Below are 20440 nucleotides of genomic sequence, written 5' to 3'. Positions count from 1 at the left end.
CCGGTTCTCCCCTTCTCCTGGGGGAGAAGGCCGGGATGAGGGCGTCCGATACTTAAAGCGGAACCGTCTGCGCCTCAACCACCGCCAGCGCTACCATATTCACAATACGACGAACAGACGCAATCGGTGTTAATACATGCACCGGTTTCGCCACGCCCATCAATACTGGCCCAACAGTAACCCCTTCAGAACTGGAAACTCGCAGCAAGTTGTAGCTGATACGCGCCGCTTCGACGTTTGGCATGATCAGAATATTTGCCGAACCTTTCAGCGGGCTGTCTGGCATACGATCGTTACGGATGCTTTCCACCAGCGCGGCGTCACCGTGCATTTCACCGTCGATTTCCAACTCAGGCGCACGCGCACGCACCATTTCAAGCGTCGCACGCATTTTGCAGGCGGCTTTTGAATCGGAAGAACCGTAGTTGGAATGTGAAAGCAGCGCGACTTTTGGCTCAATACCAAAACGACGCACCGTTTCCGCCGCCAGCAACGTGATTTCAGTCAGTTCTTCCGGCGATGGATCGTCATTCACATAGGTATCTGCAATAAAGGTGTTACCACTTGGCAGCAACAGTGCGTTCATCGCCCCGGCGGCTTTCACGCCTTCACGGTAGCCGAACAGTTTTTCCACCACAGAGAAATGCTCGTGATACTCACCAATAGTGCCGCAAATCATGGCATCCGCTTCACCGCGATGAACCATAATTGCGCCGATAACCGTCGTATTGCTGATCACCGCACGTTGCGCTTGCTCTTGCGTGATGCCACGGCGTTTCATGATGTTGTAGTACTCGTTCCAGTACTCTTTGAAGCGCGGGTCGGACTCGTTATTCACGATTTCGAAATCGCGCCCAGCCTGCATTTGCAGCCCAAGTTTCTTCAGGCGCATTTCGATAACTGCCGGGCGGCCAATCAGAATCGGTTTCGCCAGCCCTAACGTAATCAGTTCCTGAGTCGCATGCAGCACACGCGCTTCTTCACCTTCGGTCAGCACCACGCGTTTTGGATCTTTACGCGCCTGGGAGAAAATCGGCTTCATAAACAAGTTAGTTTTGTAGACAAACTCGGTCAGTTTTTCGCGGTAGGCATCGAAGTCCTGGATTGGGCGCGTTGCCACTCCGGTGTCCATTGCCGCTTTTGCCACGGCCGGTGCGATTTGCACAATTAAACGCGGGTCGAACGGTTTTGGAATCAGGTAATCAGGGCCGAAAGTCAGCTCCTCTTCACCGTAAGCAGAAGCCACCACGTCGCTTTGCTCGGCGTGAGCCAGCTCAGCAATGGCGTGAACGGCCGCCAGTTTCATCTCTTCATTAATTGCCGTTGCACCGACATCCAGCGCGCCACGGAAGATGAATGGGAAGCACAGCACGTTGTTGACCTGGTTTGGGAAGTCAGAACGGCCGGTACAAATAATCGCGTCCGGACGCACTTCTTTTGCCAGCGGCGGCAGGATTTCCGGCTCCGGGTTAGCCAGCGCCAGAATCAGTGGCGCGCGTGCCATTTTCTTGACCATTTCCTGGCTCATGGCTTTCGGGCCAGAACAGCCAAGGAAAATATCCGCGCCTTCAATCACTTCATCAAGCGTGCGTTTGCCGTTATCTTCTACCGCGTAAGCCGCTTTGGTTTCTGCCATGTTTTCTTCACGGCCTTTGTAGATAACGCCTTTCGAGTCGCAAACCACAATGTTGTGTTTTTGAATACCCAACTGCACCAACAGATTCATACAGGCAATGGCAGACGCACCCGCGCCAGAAACCACCAGCCGCACATCAGAGATATTCTTCTCGACCACACGCAGGCCGTTAAGCACCGCAGCGGTACAGATAATTGCAGTGCCGTGCTGATCGTCGTGGAACACAGGAATGTTCATGCGTTCACGCAGTTTTTTCTCGATGTAGAAGCACTCTGGCGCTTTGATATCTTCCAGGTTAATGCCGCCAAACGTTGGCTCGAGTGCAGCAATCACCTCAATCAGTTTGTCCGGGTCCATTTCATCGACTTCGATATCGAATACATCAATACCGGCAAATTTCTTGAACAGAACGCCCTTACCTTCCATCACTGGCTTGCCCGCCAGCGCACCGATATTACCCAACCCCAGCACCGCGGTGCCGTTAGAAATCACACCGACCAGGTTGCCACGCGCCGTGTATTTATAGGCCGCTAATGGGTCTTTTTCTATCTCAAGACAAGGTGCCGCCACGCCCGGAGAGTAAGCCAAAGCCAGATCACGCTGGGTGGCTAAAGGTTTGGTTGGGGATACCTGAATTTTTCCGGGGGTAGGAAATTCATGAAAATCGAGGGCACTTTGCTTCAGTTGTTCATCCATTTCTTCGTTCCTTTTTATCACTCTAAAGGGTCGGTAAGGCCAAGTAGTATCGCGCTTGCGCGCTCTCTAAACTTTGAACGTCGCCATACTATCAGCAACGCCAGGTAAAAATGTTAGAAAATCAGAGTGACTATGTTAGCTACCATTAACAACAATGCCAGACCTATCTGCTATGCTTTTTAGTTATGCCAACGATGAATTTTCGTCGCGAATGACATGGAGTATTCAAGTAACAATCTGTATATCAAGGAGATAGTTATGAGTCAGCTAGACAGTATTAAGAAATTCACCACCGTTGTTGCCGACAGCGGCGACATCGAATCTATCCGCCATTACCAGCCTATTGATGCGACCACCAACCCCTCGCTATTACTGAAAGCCGCGGGTCTGGAGCATTATCAATCACTGATTGATGATGCCATTGCCTATGGAAAGAAAGGCGGTGGCACGCAAGAAGCCCAGGTGGCGCAAGCCTGTGACAAACTGGCGGTCAATTTTGGTGCGGAAATTCTGAAAAGCATTCCAGGACGCGTCTCAACAGAAGTGGACGCCCGCCTTTCGTTTGATAAAGAAAAAAGCATCGCCAAAGCCCGCCATTTAATTGCGCTATATGAAGAGCTTGGCATTGATAAATCACGAGTTCTTATCAAGCTTGCTTCAACCTGGGAAGGTATTCGTGCCGCGGAAGAACTGCAAAAAGAAGGCATCGACTGCAACCTGACGCTGCTGTTCTCTTTTGCCCAGGCGCGGGCCTGTGCCGAAGCGGGCGTATTCCTGATTTCACCGTTCGTCGGGCGTATTTACGACTGGTATCAGGCACGCAAACCGATGGACCCGTATGTAGTTGAAGAAGATCCGGGCGTCAAATCGGTGCGCAATATCTATGATTACTTTAAGCAGCACAATTACAGCACCATTGTGATGGGCGCGAGTTTCCGCCGTACCGAACAAATTCTGGCGCTAGTGGGCTGCGACCGCCTGACTATCGCCCCTAACCTGCTACAACAATTGCAGGAAAGCGAAGAACCAGTGGTACGCAAATTAGTCCCCGGTTCACAGGGCTTTCGCCGCCCGGAACCGATTAGCGAAGCGGATTTCCGTTGGGAACATAATCAGGACCCAATGGCAGTAGAAAAACTGGCAGAAGGCATTCGCCTGTTCGCCATTGATCAACGAAAACTGGAAGATTTACTCGCCGCCAAACTTTGAACGACAACCACGGAGTGAAACATGTCATCTCGTAAAGAGCTTGCTAATGCCATTCGTGCCCTGAGTATGGACGCGGTACAAAAAGCGAATTCGGGCCACCCTGGCGCACCGATGGGGATGGCGGATATCGCCGAAGTGTTATGGAATGAATTCCTGCACCATAACCCGACGAACCCCACATGGGCTGACCGTGACCGCTTTATTCTGTCTAACGGCCACGCCTCGATGCTGCTCTACAGCCTGTTGCATCTGAGCGGGTATGACTTACCGATGGAAGAGTTGAAAAACTTCCGTCAGCTTCACTCCAAAACCCCCGGTCACCCGGAAATTGGCTATACGCCCGGTGTTGAAACGACCACCGGGCCACTCGGCCAGGGCTTAGCAAACGCCGTAGGGATGGCGATTGCGGAACGCACTTTAGGGGCGCAGTTCAACCGCCCTGACCACGAAATCGTCGACCACTTTACCTACGTATTTATGGGTGATGGCTGCCTGATGGAAGGCATTTCTCATGAAGTTTGCTCGCTGGCGGGGACTCTCGGCCTCGGCAAGCTCATCGGTTTCTACGATCACAACGGGATTTCCATTGATGGCGAAACCAAAGGCTGGTTTACCGACGACACCGCCAAACGTTTCGAGGCTTATCACTGGCACGTGGTGCATGAAATTGACGGACACGATCCGCAAGCCGTGAAGAAAGCGATTGAAGAAGCGCAGAGCGTGAAAGACAAGCCGTCGCTCATTATCTGCCGCACGATTATCGGTTTTGGTTCACCGAATAAAGCCGGTAAAGAAGAGGCGCATGGCGCGGCACTCGGCGAACAGGAAGTCGCGCTCGCGCGTAAACAATTGGGTTGGAGTTACCCGGCGTTTGAAATCCCGAAAGAGATTTATCAAGCCTGGGACGCCAAAGAAAAAGGCGAGAAAGCAGAAGCCGCATGGAACGATAAATTTGCGGCCTATGCCAAAGCTCATCCTGATTTAGCGTCTGAGTTTAACCGCCGGATGCACGGTGAAATGCCAGAGAACTGGCAGGAAACCACACAAAACTTCATTGAAAAATTGCAGGCTAATCCAGAAAAAATCGCTACCCGTAAAGCCTCGCAAAACGCGCTGAATGCGTATGGCCCAGGCCTGCCGGAATTGCTCGGTGGCTCGGCAGATTTAGCGCCCAGCAACCTGACCATCTGGAAAGAGTCCAAATCCATTAAAGAGGATCTCGCCGGGAATTACATTCACTACGGTGTACGCGAATTCGGCATGACCGCTATCGCGAATGGGATTGCTCACCATGGCGGATTCGTGCCCTACACCGCAACGTTCCTGATGTTTGTGGAATACGCCCGCAACGCGGCGCGTATGGCAGCTCTGATGAAAGCACGGCAGATTATGGTCTATACCCACGACTCGATTGGACTGGGCGAAGACGGTCCAACACACCAGGCGGTAGAACAACTTGCCAGCCTGCGTATGACGCCGAATTTCAGTACCTGGCGCCCGTGCGATCAGGTGGAAGCGGCGGTTGCGTGGAAAACGGCTATCGAGCGTCACAATGGCCCTACGGCACTGATTCTTTCGCGCCAGAACCTCGCACAAATGGATCGTACGCCGGAGCAAGTCAAAGCGATTAGCCGTGGCGGTTATATCCTGAAAGATAGCGACGGCACACCAGATGTCATTCTGATTGCTACCGGCTCGGAGATGGAGATCACGACGCTTGCTGCGGATAAACTCACCGCCGAAGGCCACAAAGTACGCGTCGTTTCGCTACCTTCAACGGACATATTTGATGCTCAGGATGAAGCATATCGCGAGTCCGTACTGCCTTCTGATTTGGCTGCACGTGTCGCCGTAGAAGCCGGTATTGCGGATTACTGGTACAAATATGTGGGTTTGAAAGGGGCGATTGTCGGCATGACAACATACGGTGAATCAGCCCCTGCCGATAAGTTGTTCCCGTTCTTTGGGTTTACGACCGAGAATGTAGTGGCGAAGGCGAAGAAGGTTATGGGGAAATAACCCTGTAGGGCGGATAAGCCTGCGTCATCCGCCGTTGTACTCCGGTGCATCTGGCGGATGACACTGCGTTTATCCGCCCTACAAAAATTCTATTTTGTCACCCATAACGTCGGCCACGACGCATTGCTGTTCCACTCATCGCACGCAGGTTCTTCGGCATAACGCACCAGGCGGAAACGCTGGCCATCAAAACGCCAGCGCGTCGCCACACCGCAATCCCCGATGCCACGTCCTTTCGCAAGCGTCATCAGCTCTTTGTTCGTTTCATCATACCCAGCGTTCATCAGCTCAAGTTCAGTGTTTCCACTCCCCGGCGTAAACGGCAGTTTTAAGCGAATTTGTCGTGCCGCAAAGGGTTTCTGCCGTGATACCACCCAGGCGAGATCGACCACGTTGTAAGCGCCCGCTTCACAACCGGTCATCAGCAAGGCTTTATCATCACTGAGCGCAAATACGCGAACTTCACGACGGGCGGGATCTAACGAACACTGGCTGTTGTTCATGCGCCATGTGCCGTAATCCAGCAGATCACTCAGCTCTATCTGCGTTAAAGGCGTTGGCGTTGGGTTTGTCAGCGTGACTTCTTTGAGTGCGGGTGCAGGCGGCACGCTCAGCGGCGGATCGTCACCTTTCTTAATCCAGGCCGTTTCACTGCCTACGCGTTGCTGCTGGCTATCAATAAATAGCAATGACGCTTTCAGACCAGCAAGTGAAATATTTCCCCGTCCATTCGCCAGCGTAATCGCATCGGCGTTCGCCACTTTATCGAGGAAGCTGTTAATCGCGTCCGCATCGCTGGTTTTGAGATGGTGCGCTGTTTCCTGCCATTTCGCTAAGTCCAACGTCAACGGTTCACCATCTACCAACAGGCGCGGCGCAATCGGCGGCGCTTTAGGTTCTGCGATGGTCATATTACCGAGATCAATTCTCAGCGTTGCATCGGTATGCGCACCCGCACTGCGGGTCAGCGTCATGACTAATCCTTGATGCAGCCCAGTGTTACGGGCCGCACAAAAATTTTGGTTGTTGCAGGTAACTTGCCAATCGGAAAAAGACTTTTGTGCAGGTGCCGCGAAAACGGAGCTCGCTATAAAGAATAAAAAGAGAAACAGCGAATTAGTCCGGAAACCCATTGGCGACACATATCCTGAAAAGACGAAGAGAATTTAATGTACAAAATGTGGCGATATCTTCGTCTGGTTAACGTTTGCGCTCAATCGGATTTATCGGATAGATTCACCTTAAATAACAAACCCGTAATCCATTGAATTTAAATGCTTTTAACCCATAATTCCACGGAGCTGCAATTGCTGTAACAGAATGACTGTTTTTCCGTCACGAATTTCACCTGTTGCCACCATGTCGAGGGCGCGGGTGAAAGGCAATTCGAGTACATCAATGTCTTCATCATCAATACCGCCACCGGCATTTTCACGCTGGGCGTCGCTGTATTCCGCCATGTAGAAGTGAATCAGCTCGGTCACGCCGCCTGGCGACATATATAGCTCAAAGACTTTTTCGACTTCCCCTACTTCATAGCCGGTTTCTTCGATAGCTTCTTTGCGCGCACACACTTCCGGTTCGTCGGCGTCCAACAATCCCGCGCAGGTTTCAATCAACATGCCGTCAGGATTACCGTTTACCCATGTTGCAACACGAAACTGGCGTGTCAGTACCACGGTTTTTTTATCACGGTTATAGAGCAGCATGGTCGCACCGTTACCGCGGTCATAGACTTCTCGTTTGTGGCGGATAGCTTCGGCGTCGTTACGGTATAGATCGTAGGTGATATTGCGCAGGATGAAGTAATTATCTGAGAGGATTTTATCTTTGATGACTTCAATTTTAATCGACATACCGTCTCCACAGTGAGTTAGGGGAGCCGATTATCATAGGCTTTGATATGGTGGTTATCAATCTCGTTGTAAAGGCAAAATGTAGGGTGGATAAGCCGCAGGCGTCATCCACCATTTACACCTCTGGTGTCGGATGACGCTGACGCTTATCCGACCTACGAAGGGGTTAGAAACCGTTCTTCACTTCGCTCATATCGGGTAATTTATGCGCAATCCCCTTATGGCAATCCACACAGGTCTGCCCGTCTTTGACCGCTTTATCATGCATTTTCGCCGCCACGGTTTTCTGCGCGGTGAAATCCATGTAATCGAAGTTATGGCAGTTTCGACACTCTTGCGAGTTGTTGTTTTTCATCCTTCGCCACTCGTTTTGCGCCATCGCCAGGCGATGGTCATCAAACTTTTGCGGCGTGTCGATTAAGCCAAATGCCTTGGCATACAACTCTTTGCTGGCCTGAATCTTACGTATGATTTTTGGCCCCCACTCATGTGGAACGTGGCAGTCCGGGCAGGTTGCCCGCACGCCACTGCGGTTGTTGTAGTGCACCGTCTGCATATATTCTTCGTAGACGTTGGCGCGCATTTCGTGGCAACCGATACAGAACTCTTCGCGGTTTGTCATCTCCATGCCGGTGTTAAAGCCGCCCCAGAAAATAATCCCACCAGCGAAACCAATCAGCAATAACGTGCCAAGTGCCAGGCGGCTCGGGCGACGCCACCACTGCCATATACGACGGATGATGCCGGGTTTTCGGGTTGATTTATCCATAATGGCCTCTAGTTTCCAAAGCCTTTAGACGGCGTGAATGTGTTTTCGACAATCGGTGCCGCATCGGTTTGTGGAACGTGGCATTGCAGGCAGAAATAACGGCGCGGTGCGACGTTAGAAAGCACTTTACCGTCGCTGTCCATAAAGTGCGTTGGGCTGACTCGCGGTGCGCCCGTCGTGCGGTAATGCTCAACGCCGTGGCATTGCAGGCAGCGGTTAGTGTTTTTGGAAACCTGATAACCGTCAACGCTGTGCGGGATCATTGGCGGCTGATTCACATAGTTCAGCGCCATACGTCCCTGTTGTTTTGGCATTTTAACTGAACCTTCCGGGGTACCGGAAACTTCTGGTGATTGCGTGAGATCAACCCCGTTTGCCGCCCATAACGCACCACTAATCAGCAGCATTAATGCAGCTATCCATTTGAATAACATTCTGTTTTTCATGATATCCCCCTTACACCTTCGCCAGTTTCACAGCGCATTTTTTATAATCCGTCTCTTTGGAAAGCGGATCGGTTGCATCCAGCGTCAGGTTATTCACCAGTTGCGCGGCGTCGAAGAACGGCATGTACACCAGTCCCCGCGGTGGACGGTTGCGGCCACGTGTTTCGACAATCGAAATCAATTCACCACGGCGCGACAGCACTTTCACTTTGTCGCCACGGCGCAAATCACGCGCTTTGGCATCAAGCGGATGGATAAACAGCAGTGCTTCAGGGAACGCACGATGCAATTCCGGTACGCGGCGCGTCATGCTGCCGGTATGCCAGTGTTCCAGAACGCGTCCGGTGGATAACCACAGGTCATATTCCTCGTCAGGGGACTCTGCCGCAGGCTCAAATGGCAACGCGAAAATCACCGCTTTTCCGTCTGGTTTGCCATAGAATTTGAAACCCTCACCCGCTTTCACGTAAGGGTCATGCCCTTCGCTATAGCGCCAGAGCGTCTCTTTGCCATCGACCACCGGCCAGCGCAGACCGCGTGCTTTGTGGTAATCATCAAACGGCGCAAGATCGTGGCCGTGGCCGCGCCCAAATGCGGCGTACTCTTCGAACAACCCTTTTTGCAGGTAGAAACCTAATTCATGGGATTCGTCATTCAACTGCCCTTCGGCCAGTTCAGTCACCGGGAATTTGCTGACGTTAGAGTTGGCGAAAAGCACGTCGAACAGCGTTTTGCCACGATATTCTGGTTTTTGATCGACAAGTTCCGCAGGCCACACTTCTTCGACTTTGAAGCGCTTCGCAAACTGAACCAGCTGCCAGAGATCGGATTTTGCCTCACCCGGCGCTTTAACCTGCTGACGCCAGAATTGAGTGCGGCGTTCGGCGTTACCGTAAGCACCTTCTTTTTCAACCCACATGGCGGTTGGCAGGATCAGATCCGCGCTGAGTGCGCTGATCGTCGGATATGGATCGGAAACGATGATGAAGTTGCGCGGATCGCGCCAGCCCGGCATACGCTCTTCGGTAATGTTCGGCCCAGCCTGCATGTTGTTGTTACACATCACCCAGTAGACATTGAGCTTGCCATCTTTCAGCGCGCGGTCTTGTGCTACGGCATGTAAACCGACTTTTGCAGGAATGGTTCCCGCAGGCAGTTGCCACATATTTTCTGCGATTTGGCGGTGCTTTTCGTTGGTCACCACCATGTCAGCAGGCAGGCGGTGAGAGAAAGTTCCCACTTCACGCGCCGTACCACACGCAGATGGCTGCCCGGTCAGTGAGAACGGCCCGCAGCCTGGCTGAGAAATTTTGCCGGTCAACAGGTGGATGTTGTAAACGAGGTTGTTGGCCCACACGCCACGAGAATGCTGGTTGAAGCCCATCGTCCAGTAAGAAATGACTTTCTTATTCGGGTCGGCATAAAGCTTCGCGAGCGCTTCGAGTTGGTCTTCTGGCACGCCGCTCATCTGCGCGGTTTTTTCCAGCGTGTACTCGGCAACAAACGCTTTGTAATCTTCAAAACTCATCGGTTCGGAAGCATCAGAACCCGGGTTTTTAGCGGCCTTTTCCAGCGGATGCGTTGGGCGTAAACCGTAACCAATATCCGTCACGCCCTTACGCAGATTCACATGCTGCTTAAAGAATGATTCGTTGATGGCATTGTTTTGAATGATGTAATTGGCGATGTAGTTAAGGATCGCCAGGTCGGTTTGTGGTGTGAACACCATGCCGTTATCTGCCAGCTCAAAACTACGATGCTGGAAGGTAGAAAGTACTGCGACTTCAACGTTTTCATTCGACAGGCGGCGGTTAGTGATGCGCGACCACAAAACCGGGTGCATCTCCGCCATGTTCGATCCCCACAGCACGAACGCATCGCCCTGCTCGATATCGTCGTAGCAGCCCATCGGCTCATCCATACCAAAGGTACGCATAAAGCCGACCACCGCAGAAGCCATGCAATGACGAGCATTAGGATCAAGGTTATTGGTACGGAAACCCGCTTTGAATAATTTTGATGCGGCGTAACCTTCCCATACCGTCCATTGCCCGGAGCCGAACATGCCGACCGCTTCTGGCCCTTTCTCTTTCAGGCTGGTTTTGAATTTTTCTTCCATGATGTCGAAGGCCTGGTCCCATGTGATGGGAGCAAACTCGCCTTCTTTATCGTACTGGCCATCTTTTATGCGCAGCAGCGGCTGCGTGAGACGGTCTTTTCCGTACATGATTTTTGGTAGGAAGTAGCCTTTGATGCAGTTCAGGCCACGGTTAACCGGCGCATCCGGGTCGCCCTGGCTTGCCACCACTCGTCCATCCTGAGTGCCGACTAATACGCCACAACCGGTGCCACAAAAACGGCACGGGGCTTTATCCCATTTAATGGCATCTTGTTGCCCGACAACCGCACGGGCAACGCTCGGTACGCTAAGGCCCGCAGCGGCCGCCGCGGCTGCAATAGCGTTCGCTTTCATAAAGCTACGACGACTGAGTTTCATGGTGTTTCCTCACCTTGCTCATCCTGCTGGTGATAAACCAGCGACACCGCCAGCACGCCCGCAATATTGCGTGCCGACTCAATTTGATTTAGCAGCACGTCACTACGTTCTGCTTCCATAACCACCACCAATTTGCCGTGTTCAGCATCACTTGCCGCGACTTCGCTGCCCGGTAGCTCGTTTAATGCGGCGCTCACCGCAAGAATATTTTGGGGTTGTGCCTGAACAACCAGGCCTGCGACGTGCCAGTTAGCTTGCATTTGCGTGCCTCATCGTGATGGCGGAAACCGGGCAACCGGAGATGCATGCGCCGCAGGCGGTGCAATCGGTGTGGTTAAGTAAAGGTTGTGCGATACCCAATAATGACGGGCGAAACGAGATGGCCTGCGGTTCGCAGATGTCCTGGCAGCTACGGCATTCGACGCTGTTTTTAGCCAGGCAATTATCGCCAATCGATAACGTATGTTCCCAGGGTGAAACCTCACGCGTAAGAAACAGTTTTTCCGGGCAGGCTTGCGCACAGGCGTAGCAAAATGTGCATTCGCCGCGCTCAAAGTTAACTTCGGGATATCCACCCTGGCCGCGTCTTAACACACGGGTTTCGCAGGCCGATAAGCAGGCATTACAGCGCGTGCAATCCACCAGAAAATGTTGTTCGTCCCCGCTCCAGGGCGGGCGAAAAGCAGTCGAGGAGCGTTGAAAGCTCCCGGTGAGTAATCCACGTCGGGAAAAATTAGCCATAAAGCACATCCTTGCATCACAAATGCCAGATTTCAGCTGCGTGAAACTGGCAAACACTTCTGTGTTATTTCCGTAGTTTTCTACGGGTTTTTATTAGGTGATACGTTATGTGACGAAGGGGTGGTAGAGGCATCACCCTTTAGGGGTAAATACCGGTGTGGGATCAAAAAGGAATTCGGTTTGTAAAACAAACACTCACCCCGGCTTTACGTCGGGGTGAGTTTGTCGATTAATTCACGCGTTGAGGCGCAACGTTCAGATACTCCATTATCCCCGCAGCGGCATGACGCCCTTCCGCCATTGCGGTCACAACTAAGTCGGCACCGCGTACCGCATCGCCACCAGCAAAAATTTTCGGGTTGCTGGTCTGGAAACGTATTTTGTCTTCAACGCTGGCGATAATTCGGCCCCAGCTATCCAGTTTTACGCTGTGCTCTTCGAGCCACGGCATGCCGTGTGGGTGGAAACCAAACGCCATAATGACCGCGTCCGCTGGCATGACAAATTCAGAACCGGCAATAGGCTCCGGGCGGCGACGGCCCTGTTCGTCTGGCTCGCCCATTTGGGTGCGCAGCATCCGAATCCCCATCACACTCCCGCTGTCATTCAGTTCTATGTTCAGCGGCTGCACGTTAAATTCAAACAGCGCCCCTTCTTCACGGGCATTTTTCACCTCTTTTTTAGAGCCTGGCATGTTGGCTTCGTCACGGCGATAAGCGCAGGTGACTTGCTCAGCACCGTGGCGAATTGAGGTGCGCACGCAGTCCATCGCCGTATCACCACCGCCGAGGACGACCACTTGCTTGCCCGCCATGTTGATGTACGGCTCGTTTTCAAGCTCAGGTAAACCCATCACCTGTTTAGTATTGGCAATCAGGAACGGCAACGCGTCGTAAACGCCCGGCGCGTCTTCATTTGGCAGCCCGGCTTTCATGGAACGATACGTTCCCACGCCGACAAACACCGCGTCGTAATCGGCCAGAACCTGTTGCAGCGAGATATCACGGCCAATCTCGCAATTCAGTTTGAATTCAATGCCCATCGCACTGAAGATTTCACGGCGACGGCTTAACAGCGATTTATCCAGCTTGAACGCAGGAATGCCAAACGTCAGCAAGCCACCGATTTCCGGATGGCGGTCAAATACGGTCGCTTTAATACCGTTACGCGCCAGAATATCGGCACAGGCAAGTCCGGCTGGCCCCGCGCCAATCACCGCTACGCGACGGTCTATTGGTTTCACATAAGAAAGATCCGGCGTCCAGCCACTGGCAAACGCATTATCAGAAATATAGCGTTCAATGTTGCCGATGGTGACTGCGCCATATTCGTCTTTAAGCGTACAGGCACTTTCGCATAAGCGGTCTTGTGGGCAAACGCGCCCGGTGACTTCTGGCAGGCAGTTGGTCTGATGTGAAAGTTCGACTGCTTCCAGCACACGCCCCTCTTTGACCAGCTCAATCCACTGCGGAATATGGTTGTGTAGCGGACAAGTCCACTCGCAAATACTGTGATTGCCACATTTCAGGCAGCGGTCAGCCTGGCTTTCCGCCTGGTTTTTATCGAAGGTACAATAGATTTCGTCGAAGCCTGTTTTGCGCCGTACCAGCTCAATTTTGTCCGGGTCCTGGCGTGGAGGCGTCATGCGCATTTTGTTGGTTTTGGTTAAATCTGCCCCCAATGATTGCTGCTGCGCCATTTGCTGTGCGGTGCTGTGCCATGGCTGCGACTCTTGCGCCGCCGAGCGTAAACGTCGGGATTTCGCCAGCGCAGCCAGGGTTTCACTGTTGATTAATTTCAGCGCCTTGCTGGGGCAATTTTCCACACAGGCAGGGCCGTTTTCACGGTGCTGACATAAGTCACATTTGTGGGCGTTGGCTTTAACGGACCGCCCATCATTCATTGGAACGGTGATAACTTGCATCGCGCCAAACGGGCACGCCACCACGCAGGATTTGCAGCCAATACATTTTTGCTGATTGACCTGCACGCTGTCGCTCACCCGCCTGATGGCTTCATTAGGGCAACTGCTGGCACACGGCGCATCTTCGCAATGGCGACATGTCACGGCATTGCGCCGTCCTTCATGCTTTATCACAGAAATGCGCGGCTGAAATTGTTGGCTGGTCAGAACATGCTTTTCTTCATTGTGGGCCATCACGCAGGCCACTTCACAAGCATGACACCCGATACACTGCTGAGCATTGGCAAGAACAAAACGATTCATTTTACCCCTTTGCCCGTTATTACAAACAGGAGGCTTATTTTTTATGGGGATATGTTATGACCTGGCAAACTATTAACTGGCAATGGTCATTTGCCCAGTTTGCATTGAAATCTGACAATAACCTGGTACGGATCAATTTCTTTTCGTGTTTAATGAAACATCGTTTCCTCCTCCATAATTCTCAGGATATTGACAGGTGATAGTAAAACGCTCGGTCTCAACGAGCCTGGCCCGCGCCTTCTTTTACATTGTTCTGCTCTCGCTGCTTTCTACAGGCATTGCGATGCTGACGCTCGCCAGCAGTTTACGTGACGCCGAAGCCGTCAACGTTGCGGGTTCATTGCGCATGCAAAGCTATCGTCTGGGATATGATTTGCAGGGCGACCGCAGAGAATTAGATAAGCATCTTGAGCAATATGCCCAGTCGCTGCGTTCTCCCGCGTTATTGAAAACGGAGAAATTCTGGGTGCCAGCCGAAGTTCGGGATCGCTTCAAAGTGATTAATTATGCCTGGCTGGAGATGGAGGAGCATATCCGCAACGGAGATTTAGCGTGGTATCAGGCGCATATTTCCGGCTACGTTGAGCAAATAGATTTATTTGTCCTGGCGCTTCAACATTATGCCGAGCGCAAAATGATGCAGGTGGTTTTCGCCTCAGTGGTCGGCTTTATTGCGATTTTCACGCTGGTGTTTTTCACGCTGCGCCGCTTTCGCCATCAGGTTGTCGCCCCGCTGAATAAATTGATGGAAGCAAGTGCCTCCATCGAGCGTGGCGAATTTGATCACCCTCCTTTGAATACACAATTGCCCAATGAACTGGGGCTGCTGTCGCAAACGTTCACACGCATGTCGGGCGAATTACAAAAACTCTATCGAACGCTTGAAGAAAGCGTGCAAGAAAAAACGCGGGATTTGCAGGAAGCGAACCGCACCCTGGAAGTGCTGTACGCCTGCTCGCAAGCGCTGACCGTCAGCACTATCGATAAACAGTGTTTCGAGCGCGTTTTGCAACAGGTACGCCAGAAAACACCGGTTAATTATCTGGAGATGAAAACTGGCGAAAACTGGAAAATTCAGGACGGTGAAGAGCAAGACAGCGAGTCATGGCAGACCTTACCGATTGTTCTTGAGCAAAAAGAGTTAGGATTACTGCGCTGGCAGGCAGCAGCGGGCGTTCCCCCCCTGCCGCTGATGCAAAGCCTGGCGAACATGCTGGGGCGCGGCCTGTATTTCAACCAGGCACAAAAACATTATCAGCAGTTACTGTTAATGGAAGAGCGCGCGACGATTGCCCGGGAGCTACACGACTCACTGGCGCAAGTGCTCTCTTATTTGCGCATTCAACTGACGCTATTAAAACGCACGGTTCCAGTTGAAAACCAGCCTGCGCAGCGCATTATTAATGATTTCTCCCAGGCGCTGAATGACGCTTACCGCCAGTTACGCGAATTACTGACGACGTTCCGTCTGACACTCCAGCAGGCCGATTTGCCTTCTGCGTTACAAGAGATGATTGCCCCGCTACGCAACCATACCGATGCCATCATTACGCTTGATTGCGATATTCCGACTCAGGCGCTGGATGCCTCCCAACAGGTGCATTTGTTGCAGATTATTCGTGAAGGCGTTTTAAACGCGATTAAACATGCGCAAGCCCGTAAAATATCCGTAAGCTGTAATACATCCGTATCAGGAATTCATACCGTGAATATTCTTGATGATGGAACCGGGATTGCCAGCCTGACGGAACCCGAAGGGCATTACGGATTAAATATTATGCATGAACGCGCCGCGCGGTTAGGTGGCGAGTTGGCTATTTCCCGTCCTGATTCGGGTGGGACGTTGATTACGATGAATTTTCGCTCGCCGCCAGGGGATTTAGCGACCAGCGAAACAACCGTAAATCCATAACGATAATAATGTGAAAGTTCTGGGAGTTGTTATGAATGAGCAAACTGTCTGTCAGGTATTAATCGTCGATGATCATCCTTTAATGCGCCGTGGCATTCGCCAGTTGCTGGAAATTGATGACACTTTTTGCGTGGTGGGTGAAGCCAGTAGCGGTGCCGAAGCGATTAGCATGGCTAACCGTCTGGCGCCCGACCTGATCTTGCTCGATTTAAATATGAAAGGCTTGAGCGGGCTGGATACGTTAAACGCGCTGCGCCGTGACGGCGTCAGTGCGCGCATTATCGTGCTAACAGTTTCTGATTCACGCAGCGATATTTTCACACTGATTGATGCGGGTGCCGACGGATACTTACTCAAAGATAGCGAACCCGATGTGTTGCTCGATAATATTCGCCGTGGGGCCACCGAAGGCGAAGCTTACAGCGAGCAGGTCGCGGAATATTTACGCAACCGCGGCACCGATAAGCGCAGCGATGACCCGTTCGCCGTACTGACCGAACGCGAACTGGACGTATTGCAGGAAGTCGCCCGAGGTTTATCGAATAAGCAAATTGCCTCCGGCTTGCATATTTCAGAAGAAACGGTGAAGGTTCATATTCGCAATTTACTGCGTAAACTTCAGGTGCGATCTCGAGTTGCGGCGACGGTGCTGTTCCTTGAAAGTCGGGGCTTTTAGGCCGCTCAGGCACTACAAAGGACGAAGATAATTTACATTATCTCCTCAATTTCTCCACGTTTGGACTTGCAGTTAAGGCTACAGTGACGGCTTACCCAAAAATCATAATCTGAAGTACTGACGAGGTCCTGACTGAATGGCGAATTTCTTTATCAATCGCCCCATTTTTGCCTGGGTGTTGGCCATTATTTTGTGCCTCACCGGCTTGCTCGCCATTTTTTCGCTTCCCGTTGAGCAATATCCTGACCTCGCGCCGCCGAATGTGCGCATTACTGCAAACTACCCTGGTGCATCTGCACAAACTCTGGAAAACACGGTAACGCAGGTTATCGAGCAGAATATGACCGGGTTGGACAACATGATGTACATGTCCTCCCAAAGCAGCAGCACCGGCCAGGCTACTATTACGCTGAGTTTTAAAGCCGGGACCGATCCTGACGAAGCGGTGCAGCAGGTGCAAAACCAGTTGCAATCCGCATTGCGTAAATTGCCGCAGGCTGTGCAAACCCAGGGGGTAACCGTCAGGAAAACGGGTGATACCAATATTTTGATGGTGGCCTTTGTTTCCACCGATGGGAGCATGGATAAGCAAGATATCGCCGATTATGTTGCCAGTAACATTCAGGACCCGATCAGCCGTATCAATGGCGTGGGCGACGTAGACGCCTACGGTTCGCAATACTCGATGCGTATCTGGCTCGACCCGACTAAACTCACCAGCTACCAGATGACCACGCAAGATGTGGTGGATGCGATTAAATCGCAGAATGCGCAAATTGCCGTCGGTCAATTGGGCGGCACACCATCAGTAGATACCCAGGCACTGAACGCCACGATTAACTCCCAGTCGCTGCTGCAAACGCCACAGCAATTCAAAGATATTACCCTGCGGGTCAATCAGGATGGTTCCCTGGTTTCGTTAGGCGATGTGGCAGAAGTTGAGTTGGGTGCCGAGAAGTATGACTTCCTCAGCCGTTACAACGGCCAGCCCGCGTCGGGCCTTGGGATCAAACTTGCGTCGGGTGCTAACGAGATGGAAACCGATAAGCTCGCACGCGCCAAAATAGAAGAGTTATCGCAATATTTCCCTCATGGTCTGGAAGCGAAAATCGCTTACGAAACCACGCCATTCGTGAAAGCCTCAATTATTGACGTGGTGAAAACGCTGCTGGAAGCCATCCTGCTGGTGTTCCTCGTCATGTATCTGTTTTTACAAAATTTCCGCGCCACGCTGATTCCCACCATCGCCGTACCGGTGGTGCTGTTGGGGACGTTTTCCGTGCTCTATGCCTTCGGCTACAGCATCAACACCCTGACCATGTTCGCGATGGTTCTGGCCATCGGTTTATTGGTCGATGACGCCATCGTGGTAGTGGAAAACGTTGAACGCATTATGAGCGAGGAAGGACTATCGCCCAAAGAAGCAACCCGAAAATCCATGGGCCAGATTCAGGGCGCACTGGTTGGGATTGCGCTGGTGCTTTCCGCCGTGTTTGTACCTATGGCCTTTTTTGGCGGCACCACCGGGGCGATTTACCGCCAATTCTCGATAACGATTGTGTCGGCCATGGTGTTGTCGGTATTGGTGGCGATGATCCTGACTCCCGCATTGTGCGCCACGATTTTAAAGCCACTGCATAAAGGCGAACATCACGGTCAGAAAGGTTTCTTCGGCTGGTTTAACCGCATGTTTAACCGCAATGCGGCCCGTTATGAATCGGGTGTTGGGAAGATTCTGGCGCACAGCCTGCGCTGGATACTGATTTATGTGCTGCTGATTGGCGGCATGGTGTTCTTATTCCTGCGCTTGCCGACCTCCTTCCTGCCATTGGAAGATCAGGGTGTATTCACCACTTCAATACAATTGCCAAGCGGTTCGACGCAGCAGCAAACCACCAAAGTGGTTGAAAAGCTCGAGCAGTATTATCTGACCAAAGAGAAAGATAACGTGCTGTCGGTGTTTGCGACCATCGGTTCAGGCCCTGGCGGTAACGGGCAAAACGTGGCTCGTATGTTTGTGCGCCTGAAAGACTGGGATGAACGCGACCCGAAAACGGCCAGTTCGTTTGCCATTATCGAACGGGCAACCAAAGCCTTCCGTGAGATAAAAGAAGCACGCGTGATTGCCAGCAGCCCACCAGCCATAAGCGGTTTAGGTAACGCGGCAGGTTTTGATATGGAATTGCAGGATCACGCGGGTGCCGGGCACGATGCGTTAATGCAGGCACGCGATCAATTGCTGGAGATGGCTGGCGACGAAAAATTGCTGACCCGCGTTCGCCACAATGGTTTGGACGACAGTCCGCAAATGCAGATCGATATCGATCAGCGTAAAGCGCAGGCGCTGGGTGTATCTATTGATGATATCAATAACACGCTGCAAACCGCCTGGGGTTCGAGCTACGTGAACGATTTCATGGATCGTGGCCGTGTGAAAAAGGTGTATGTACAGGCGGGGGCGAAATATCGCATGCTGCCGGAAGACATTAACCAGTGGTATGTACGCAATAAAGATGGCGGAATGGTGCCTTTCTCCGCGTTTGCCTCTTCGCATTGGGAAACCGGCTCGCCTCGCCTTGAGCGTTACAACGGCTACTCCGCATTAGAAATTGTTGGTGAAGCGGCACCAGGCGTCAGTACCGGGACCGCGATGCAAGTGATGGAAACCCTGGTGCAGAAGTTACCGACAGGTTTTGGCCTCGAATGGACGGGAATGTCCTATCAGGAACGGCTATCTGGGGCGCAGGCTCCGGCGCTGTATGCCATCTCGTTATTGGTGGTGTTCTTGTGTCTGGCTGCACTGTATGAGAGCTGGTCGGTGCCATTCTCGGTGATGCTGGTGGTGCCATTGGGCGTGATTGGTGCACTGCTGGCAACGTGGATGCGCGGCCTGGAAAACGATGTTTACTTCCAGGTAGGGCTGTTGACGGTCATCGGTCTTGCCGCCAAGAACGCCATATTAATTGTTGAGTTTGCTAACGATATGAATGCGCAAGGTCGTGAACTGGTAGCGGCAACACTTGATGCCTGCCGCCAGCGTTTACGCCCGATATTAATGACCTCACTGGCGTTTATCTTCGGTGTTCTGCCGATGGCTACCAGCAGCGGCGCAGGTTCCGGTAGCCAGCACGCGGTTGGGACCGGGGTGATGGGCGGAATGATTTCGGCGACAGTGCTGGCGATATTCTTCGTACCGTTATTCTTCGTGCTGGTACGCAGAAGATTCCCGCTCAAAGAACATTCTGAAAACTAACCCACAAAAAAGCGACCTTAAACGGGTCGCTTTTTATTTGGCTCAAAGGAATATTGAAAATAAGAGCATCATGCCCTTGAGATTTTTATACCCGGTCAGATCATTTACGAAGCATATCTTCAATGAAATCTTTCCAGTTCCCTAGTTCGTGTTCAATCATAACCGCCTCTCTATTTCTATTCTCATTATACGTAATCCCTTCCCTGGAGTGAAGCCACGTTACTTTGCGGTTTCGCTGGCTATCATCAAATATTGAGAGTCGACTGCGTATTGGCTTAATTATTAGCTGAACAGGTAATTAAAAAATGTGACAAAGCACCTGAAACAAAATGTTTCATCTACTTTAAGAATTCTCCCTGGAAGTCACTAAGAATCTGACTTGTCGCTGCAACCAGAGGATCAGAAAAGTGTTGCAGTGGATGGTGAGTAATTAATCAGCCCGGAAAAAAAATACTATTACCTAACCTTTAGAGTAGCAACCAGGTTATATTTTTCCTTGCGAC

15 protein-coding genes are annotated in these 20440 nt (G+C 51.9%); 5 read left to right on the top strand and 10 right to left on the bottom strand.

The features are described from left to right. Nucleotides 1–52 precede the first annotated feature (52 nt). The gene (gene maeB / locus M2371_RS00580; protein ID WP_034497516.1) at nt 53–2332 is read right to left on the bottom strand and encodes an NADP-dependent oxaloacetate-decarboxylating malate dehydrogenase; all 2280 of its coding nucleotides are present in this window, start codon (nt 2330–2332) and stop codon (nt 53–55) included. Between the two features lie 258 nt (nt 2333–2590). On the opposite strand from maeB, the gene tal reads away from it, so the two are divergent. Then, complete coding sequence (gene tal, locus M2371_RS00575) at nt 2591–3541, top strand: transaldolase (RefSeq protein WP_034497519.1); 951 nt, start codon at nt 2591–2593, stop codon at nt 3539–3541. A 21-nt stretch (nt 3542–3562) separates the two neighbouring features. Next, a complete protein-coding gene (gene tkt, locus M2371_RS00570) occupies nt 3563–5560 on the top strand; it encodes a transketolase (protein ID WP_259266627.1) in 1998 nt (665 codons plus the stop codon). Between the two features lie 89 nt (nt 5561–5649). On the opposite strand, the gene M2371_RS00565 is transcribed toward tkt, so the two are convergent. The 8 genes from M2371_RS00565 to aegA form a co-directional block, all read right to left on the bottom strand. Next, nucleotides 5650–6693 (bottom strand): DUF1176 domain-containing protein, encoded by a 1044-nt coding sequence (locus tag M2371_RS00565; RefSeq protein ID WP_259266626.1) that lies wholly within the window; start codon nt 6691–6693, stop codon nt 5650–5652. A 147-nt stretch (nt 6694–6840) separates the two neighbouring features. Next, a complete protein-coding gene (nudK, locus tag M2371_RS00560; RefSeq protein WP_172893506.1) occupies nt 6841–7416 on the bottom strand; it encodes a GDP-mannose pyrophosphatase NudK in 576 nt (191 codons plus the stop codon). Between the two features lie 166 nt (nt 7417–7582). Next, entirely contained in the window at nt 7583–8185 is a 603-nt protein-coding gene (gene napC / locus M2371_RS00555; protein WP_120065936.1) for a cytochrome c-type protein NapC, read from the bottom strand. An 8-nt stretch (nt 8186–8193) separates the two neighbouring features. Then, nucleotides 8194–8631: a nitrate reductase cytochrome c-type subunit gene (gene napB / locus M2371_RS00550; RefSeq protein ID WP_259266625.1), complete on the bottom strand. Its 438-nt coding sequence runs from the start codon at nt 8629–8631 to the stop codon at nt 8194–8196. A 10-nt stretch (nt 8632–8641) separates the two neighbouring features. Next, complete coding sequence (napA, locus tag M2371_RS00545) at nt 8642–11128, bottom strand: nitrate reductase catalytic subunit NapA (protein WP_259266624.1); 2487 nt, start codon at nt 11126–11128, stop codon at nt 8642–8644. Next, nucleotides 11125–11388, bottom strand: coding sequence for a chaperone NapD (gene napD / locus M2371_RS00540; RefSeq protein ID WP_034497534.1), 264 nt, complete (start codon nt 11386–11388; stop codon nt 11125–11127). The genes napA and napD overlap by 4 nt, the downstream gene beginning before the upstream one ends. Next, entirely contained in the window at nt 11378–11869 is a 492-nt protein-coding gene (gene napF, locus M2371_RS00535; RefSeq protein WP_259266623.1) for a ferredoxin-type protein NapF, read from the bottom strand. The genes napD and napF overlap by 11 nt, the downstream gene beginning before the upstream one ends. 229 nt (nt 11870–12098) lie before the next feature. Continuing rightward, nucleotides 12099–14096, bottom strand: a complete 1998-nt coding sequence (aegA, locus tag M2371_RS00530; protein ID WP_259266622.1) for a formate-dependent uric acid utilization protein AegA — start codon at nt 14094–14096, stop codon at nt 12099–12101. Between the two features lie 196 nt (nt 14097–14292). On the opposite strand from aegA, the gene narQ reads away from it, so the two are divergent. The 3 genes from narQ to acrD all read left to right on the top strand — a co-directional run bounded on the left by narQ (nt 14293) and on the right by acrD (nt 19937). Next, complete coding sequence (gene narQ, locus M2371_RS00525; protein WP_259266621.1) at nt 14293–16008, top strand: nitrate/nitrite two-component system sensor histidine kinase NarQ; 1716 nt, start codon at nt 14293–14295, stop codon at nt 16006–16008. A gap of 31 nt (nt 16009–16039) precedes the next feature. Continuing rightward, nucleotides 16040–16684 (top strand): nitrate/nitrite response regulator protein NarP, encoded by a 645-nt coding sequence (gene narP / locus M2371_RS00520; protein ID WP_172893501.1) that lies wholly within the window; start codon nt 16040–16042, stop codon nt 16682–16684. Nucleotides 16685–16820: 136 nt separating this feature from the next. Beyond that, nucleotides 16821–19937: a multidrug efflux RND transporter permease AcrD gene (gene acrD / locus M2371_RS00515; protein WP_259266620.1), complete on the top strand. Its 3117-nt coding sequence runs from the start codon at nt 16821–16823 to the stop codon at nt 19935–19937. Nucleotides 19938–20037: 100 nt separating this feature from the next. On the opposite strand, the gene ypfM is transcribed toward acrD, so the two are convergent. Beyond that, a complete protein-coding gene (gene ypfM / locus M2371_RS00510) occupies nt 20038–20097 on the bottom strand; it encodes a protein YpfM (protein WP_087867655.1) in 60 nt (19 codons plus the stop codon). Nucleotides 20098–20440 lie beyond the last annotated feature (343 nt).

Origin of the sequence: Buttiauxella sp. BIGb0471 (assembly GCF_024807715.1) — a bacterium.
GTDB lineage: Bacteria > Pseudomonadota > Gammaproteobacteria > Enterobacterales > Enterobacteriaceae > Buttiauxella > Buttiauxella agrestis.
Note: the sequence above shows the minus strand (reverse complement) of the source record. Positions and strands in the feature narration are given on the sequence as shown.

Coding starts and splice junctions, on each gene's coding strand:
- tal (WP_034497519.1), top strand. CDS start 2,591: ATGAGTCAGCTAGACAGTATTAAGAAATTCACCACCGTTGTTGCCGAC.
- napA (WP_259266624.1), bottom strand. CDS start 11,128: ATGAAACTCAGTCGTCGTAGCTTTATGAAAGCGAACGCTATTGCAGCC.
- napB (WP_259266625.1), bottom strand. CDS start 8,631: ATGAAAAACAGAATGTTATTCAAATGGATAGCTGCATTAATGCTGCTG.
- napF (WP_259266623.1), bottom strand. CDS start 11,869: ATGGCTAATTTTTCCCGACGTGGATTACTCACCGGGAGCTTTCAACGC.
- narP (WP_172893501.1), top strand. CDS start 16,040: ATGAATGAGCAAACTGTCTGTCAGGTATTAATCGTCGATGATCATCCT.
- napD (WP_034497534.1), bottom strand. CDS start 11,388: ATGCAAGCTAACTGGCACGTCGCAGGCCTGGTTGTTCAGGCACAACCC.
- nudK (WP_172893506.1), bottom strand. CDS start 7,416: ATGTCGATTAAAATTGAAGTCATCAAAGATAAAATCCTCTCAGATAAT.
- M2371_RS00565 (WP_259266626.1), bottom strand. CDS start 6,693: ATGGGTTTCCGGACTAATTCGCTGTTTCTCTTTTTATTCTTTATAGCG.
- tkt (WP_259266627.1), top strand. CDS start 3,563: ATGTCATCTCGTAAAGAGCTTGCTAATGCCATTCGTGCCCTGAGTATG.
- acrD (WP_259266620.1), top strand. CDS start 16,821: ATGGCGAATTTCTTTATCAATCGCCCCATTTTTGCCTGGGTGTTGGCC.
- napC (WP_120065936.1), bottom strand. CDS start 8,185: ATGGATAAATCAACCCGAAAACCCGGCATCATCCGTCGTATATGGCAG.
- aegA (WP_259266622.1), bottom strand. CDS start 14,096: ATGAATCGTTTTGTTCTTGCCAATGCTCAGCAGTGTATCGGGTGTCAT.
- maeB (WP_034497516.1), bottom strand. CDS start 2,332: ATGGATGAACAACTGAAGCAAAGTGCCCTCGATTTTCATGAATTTCCT.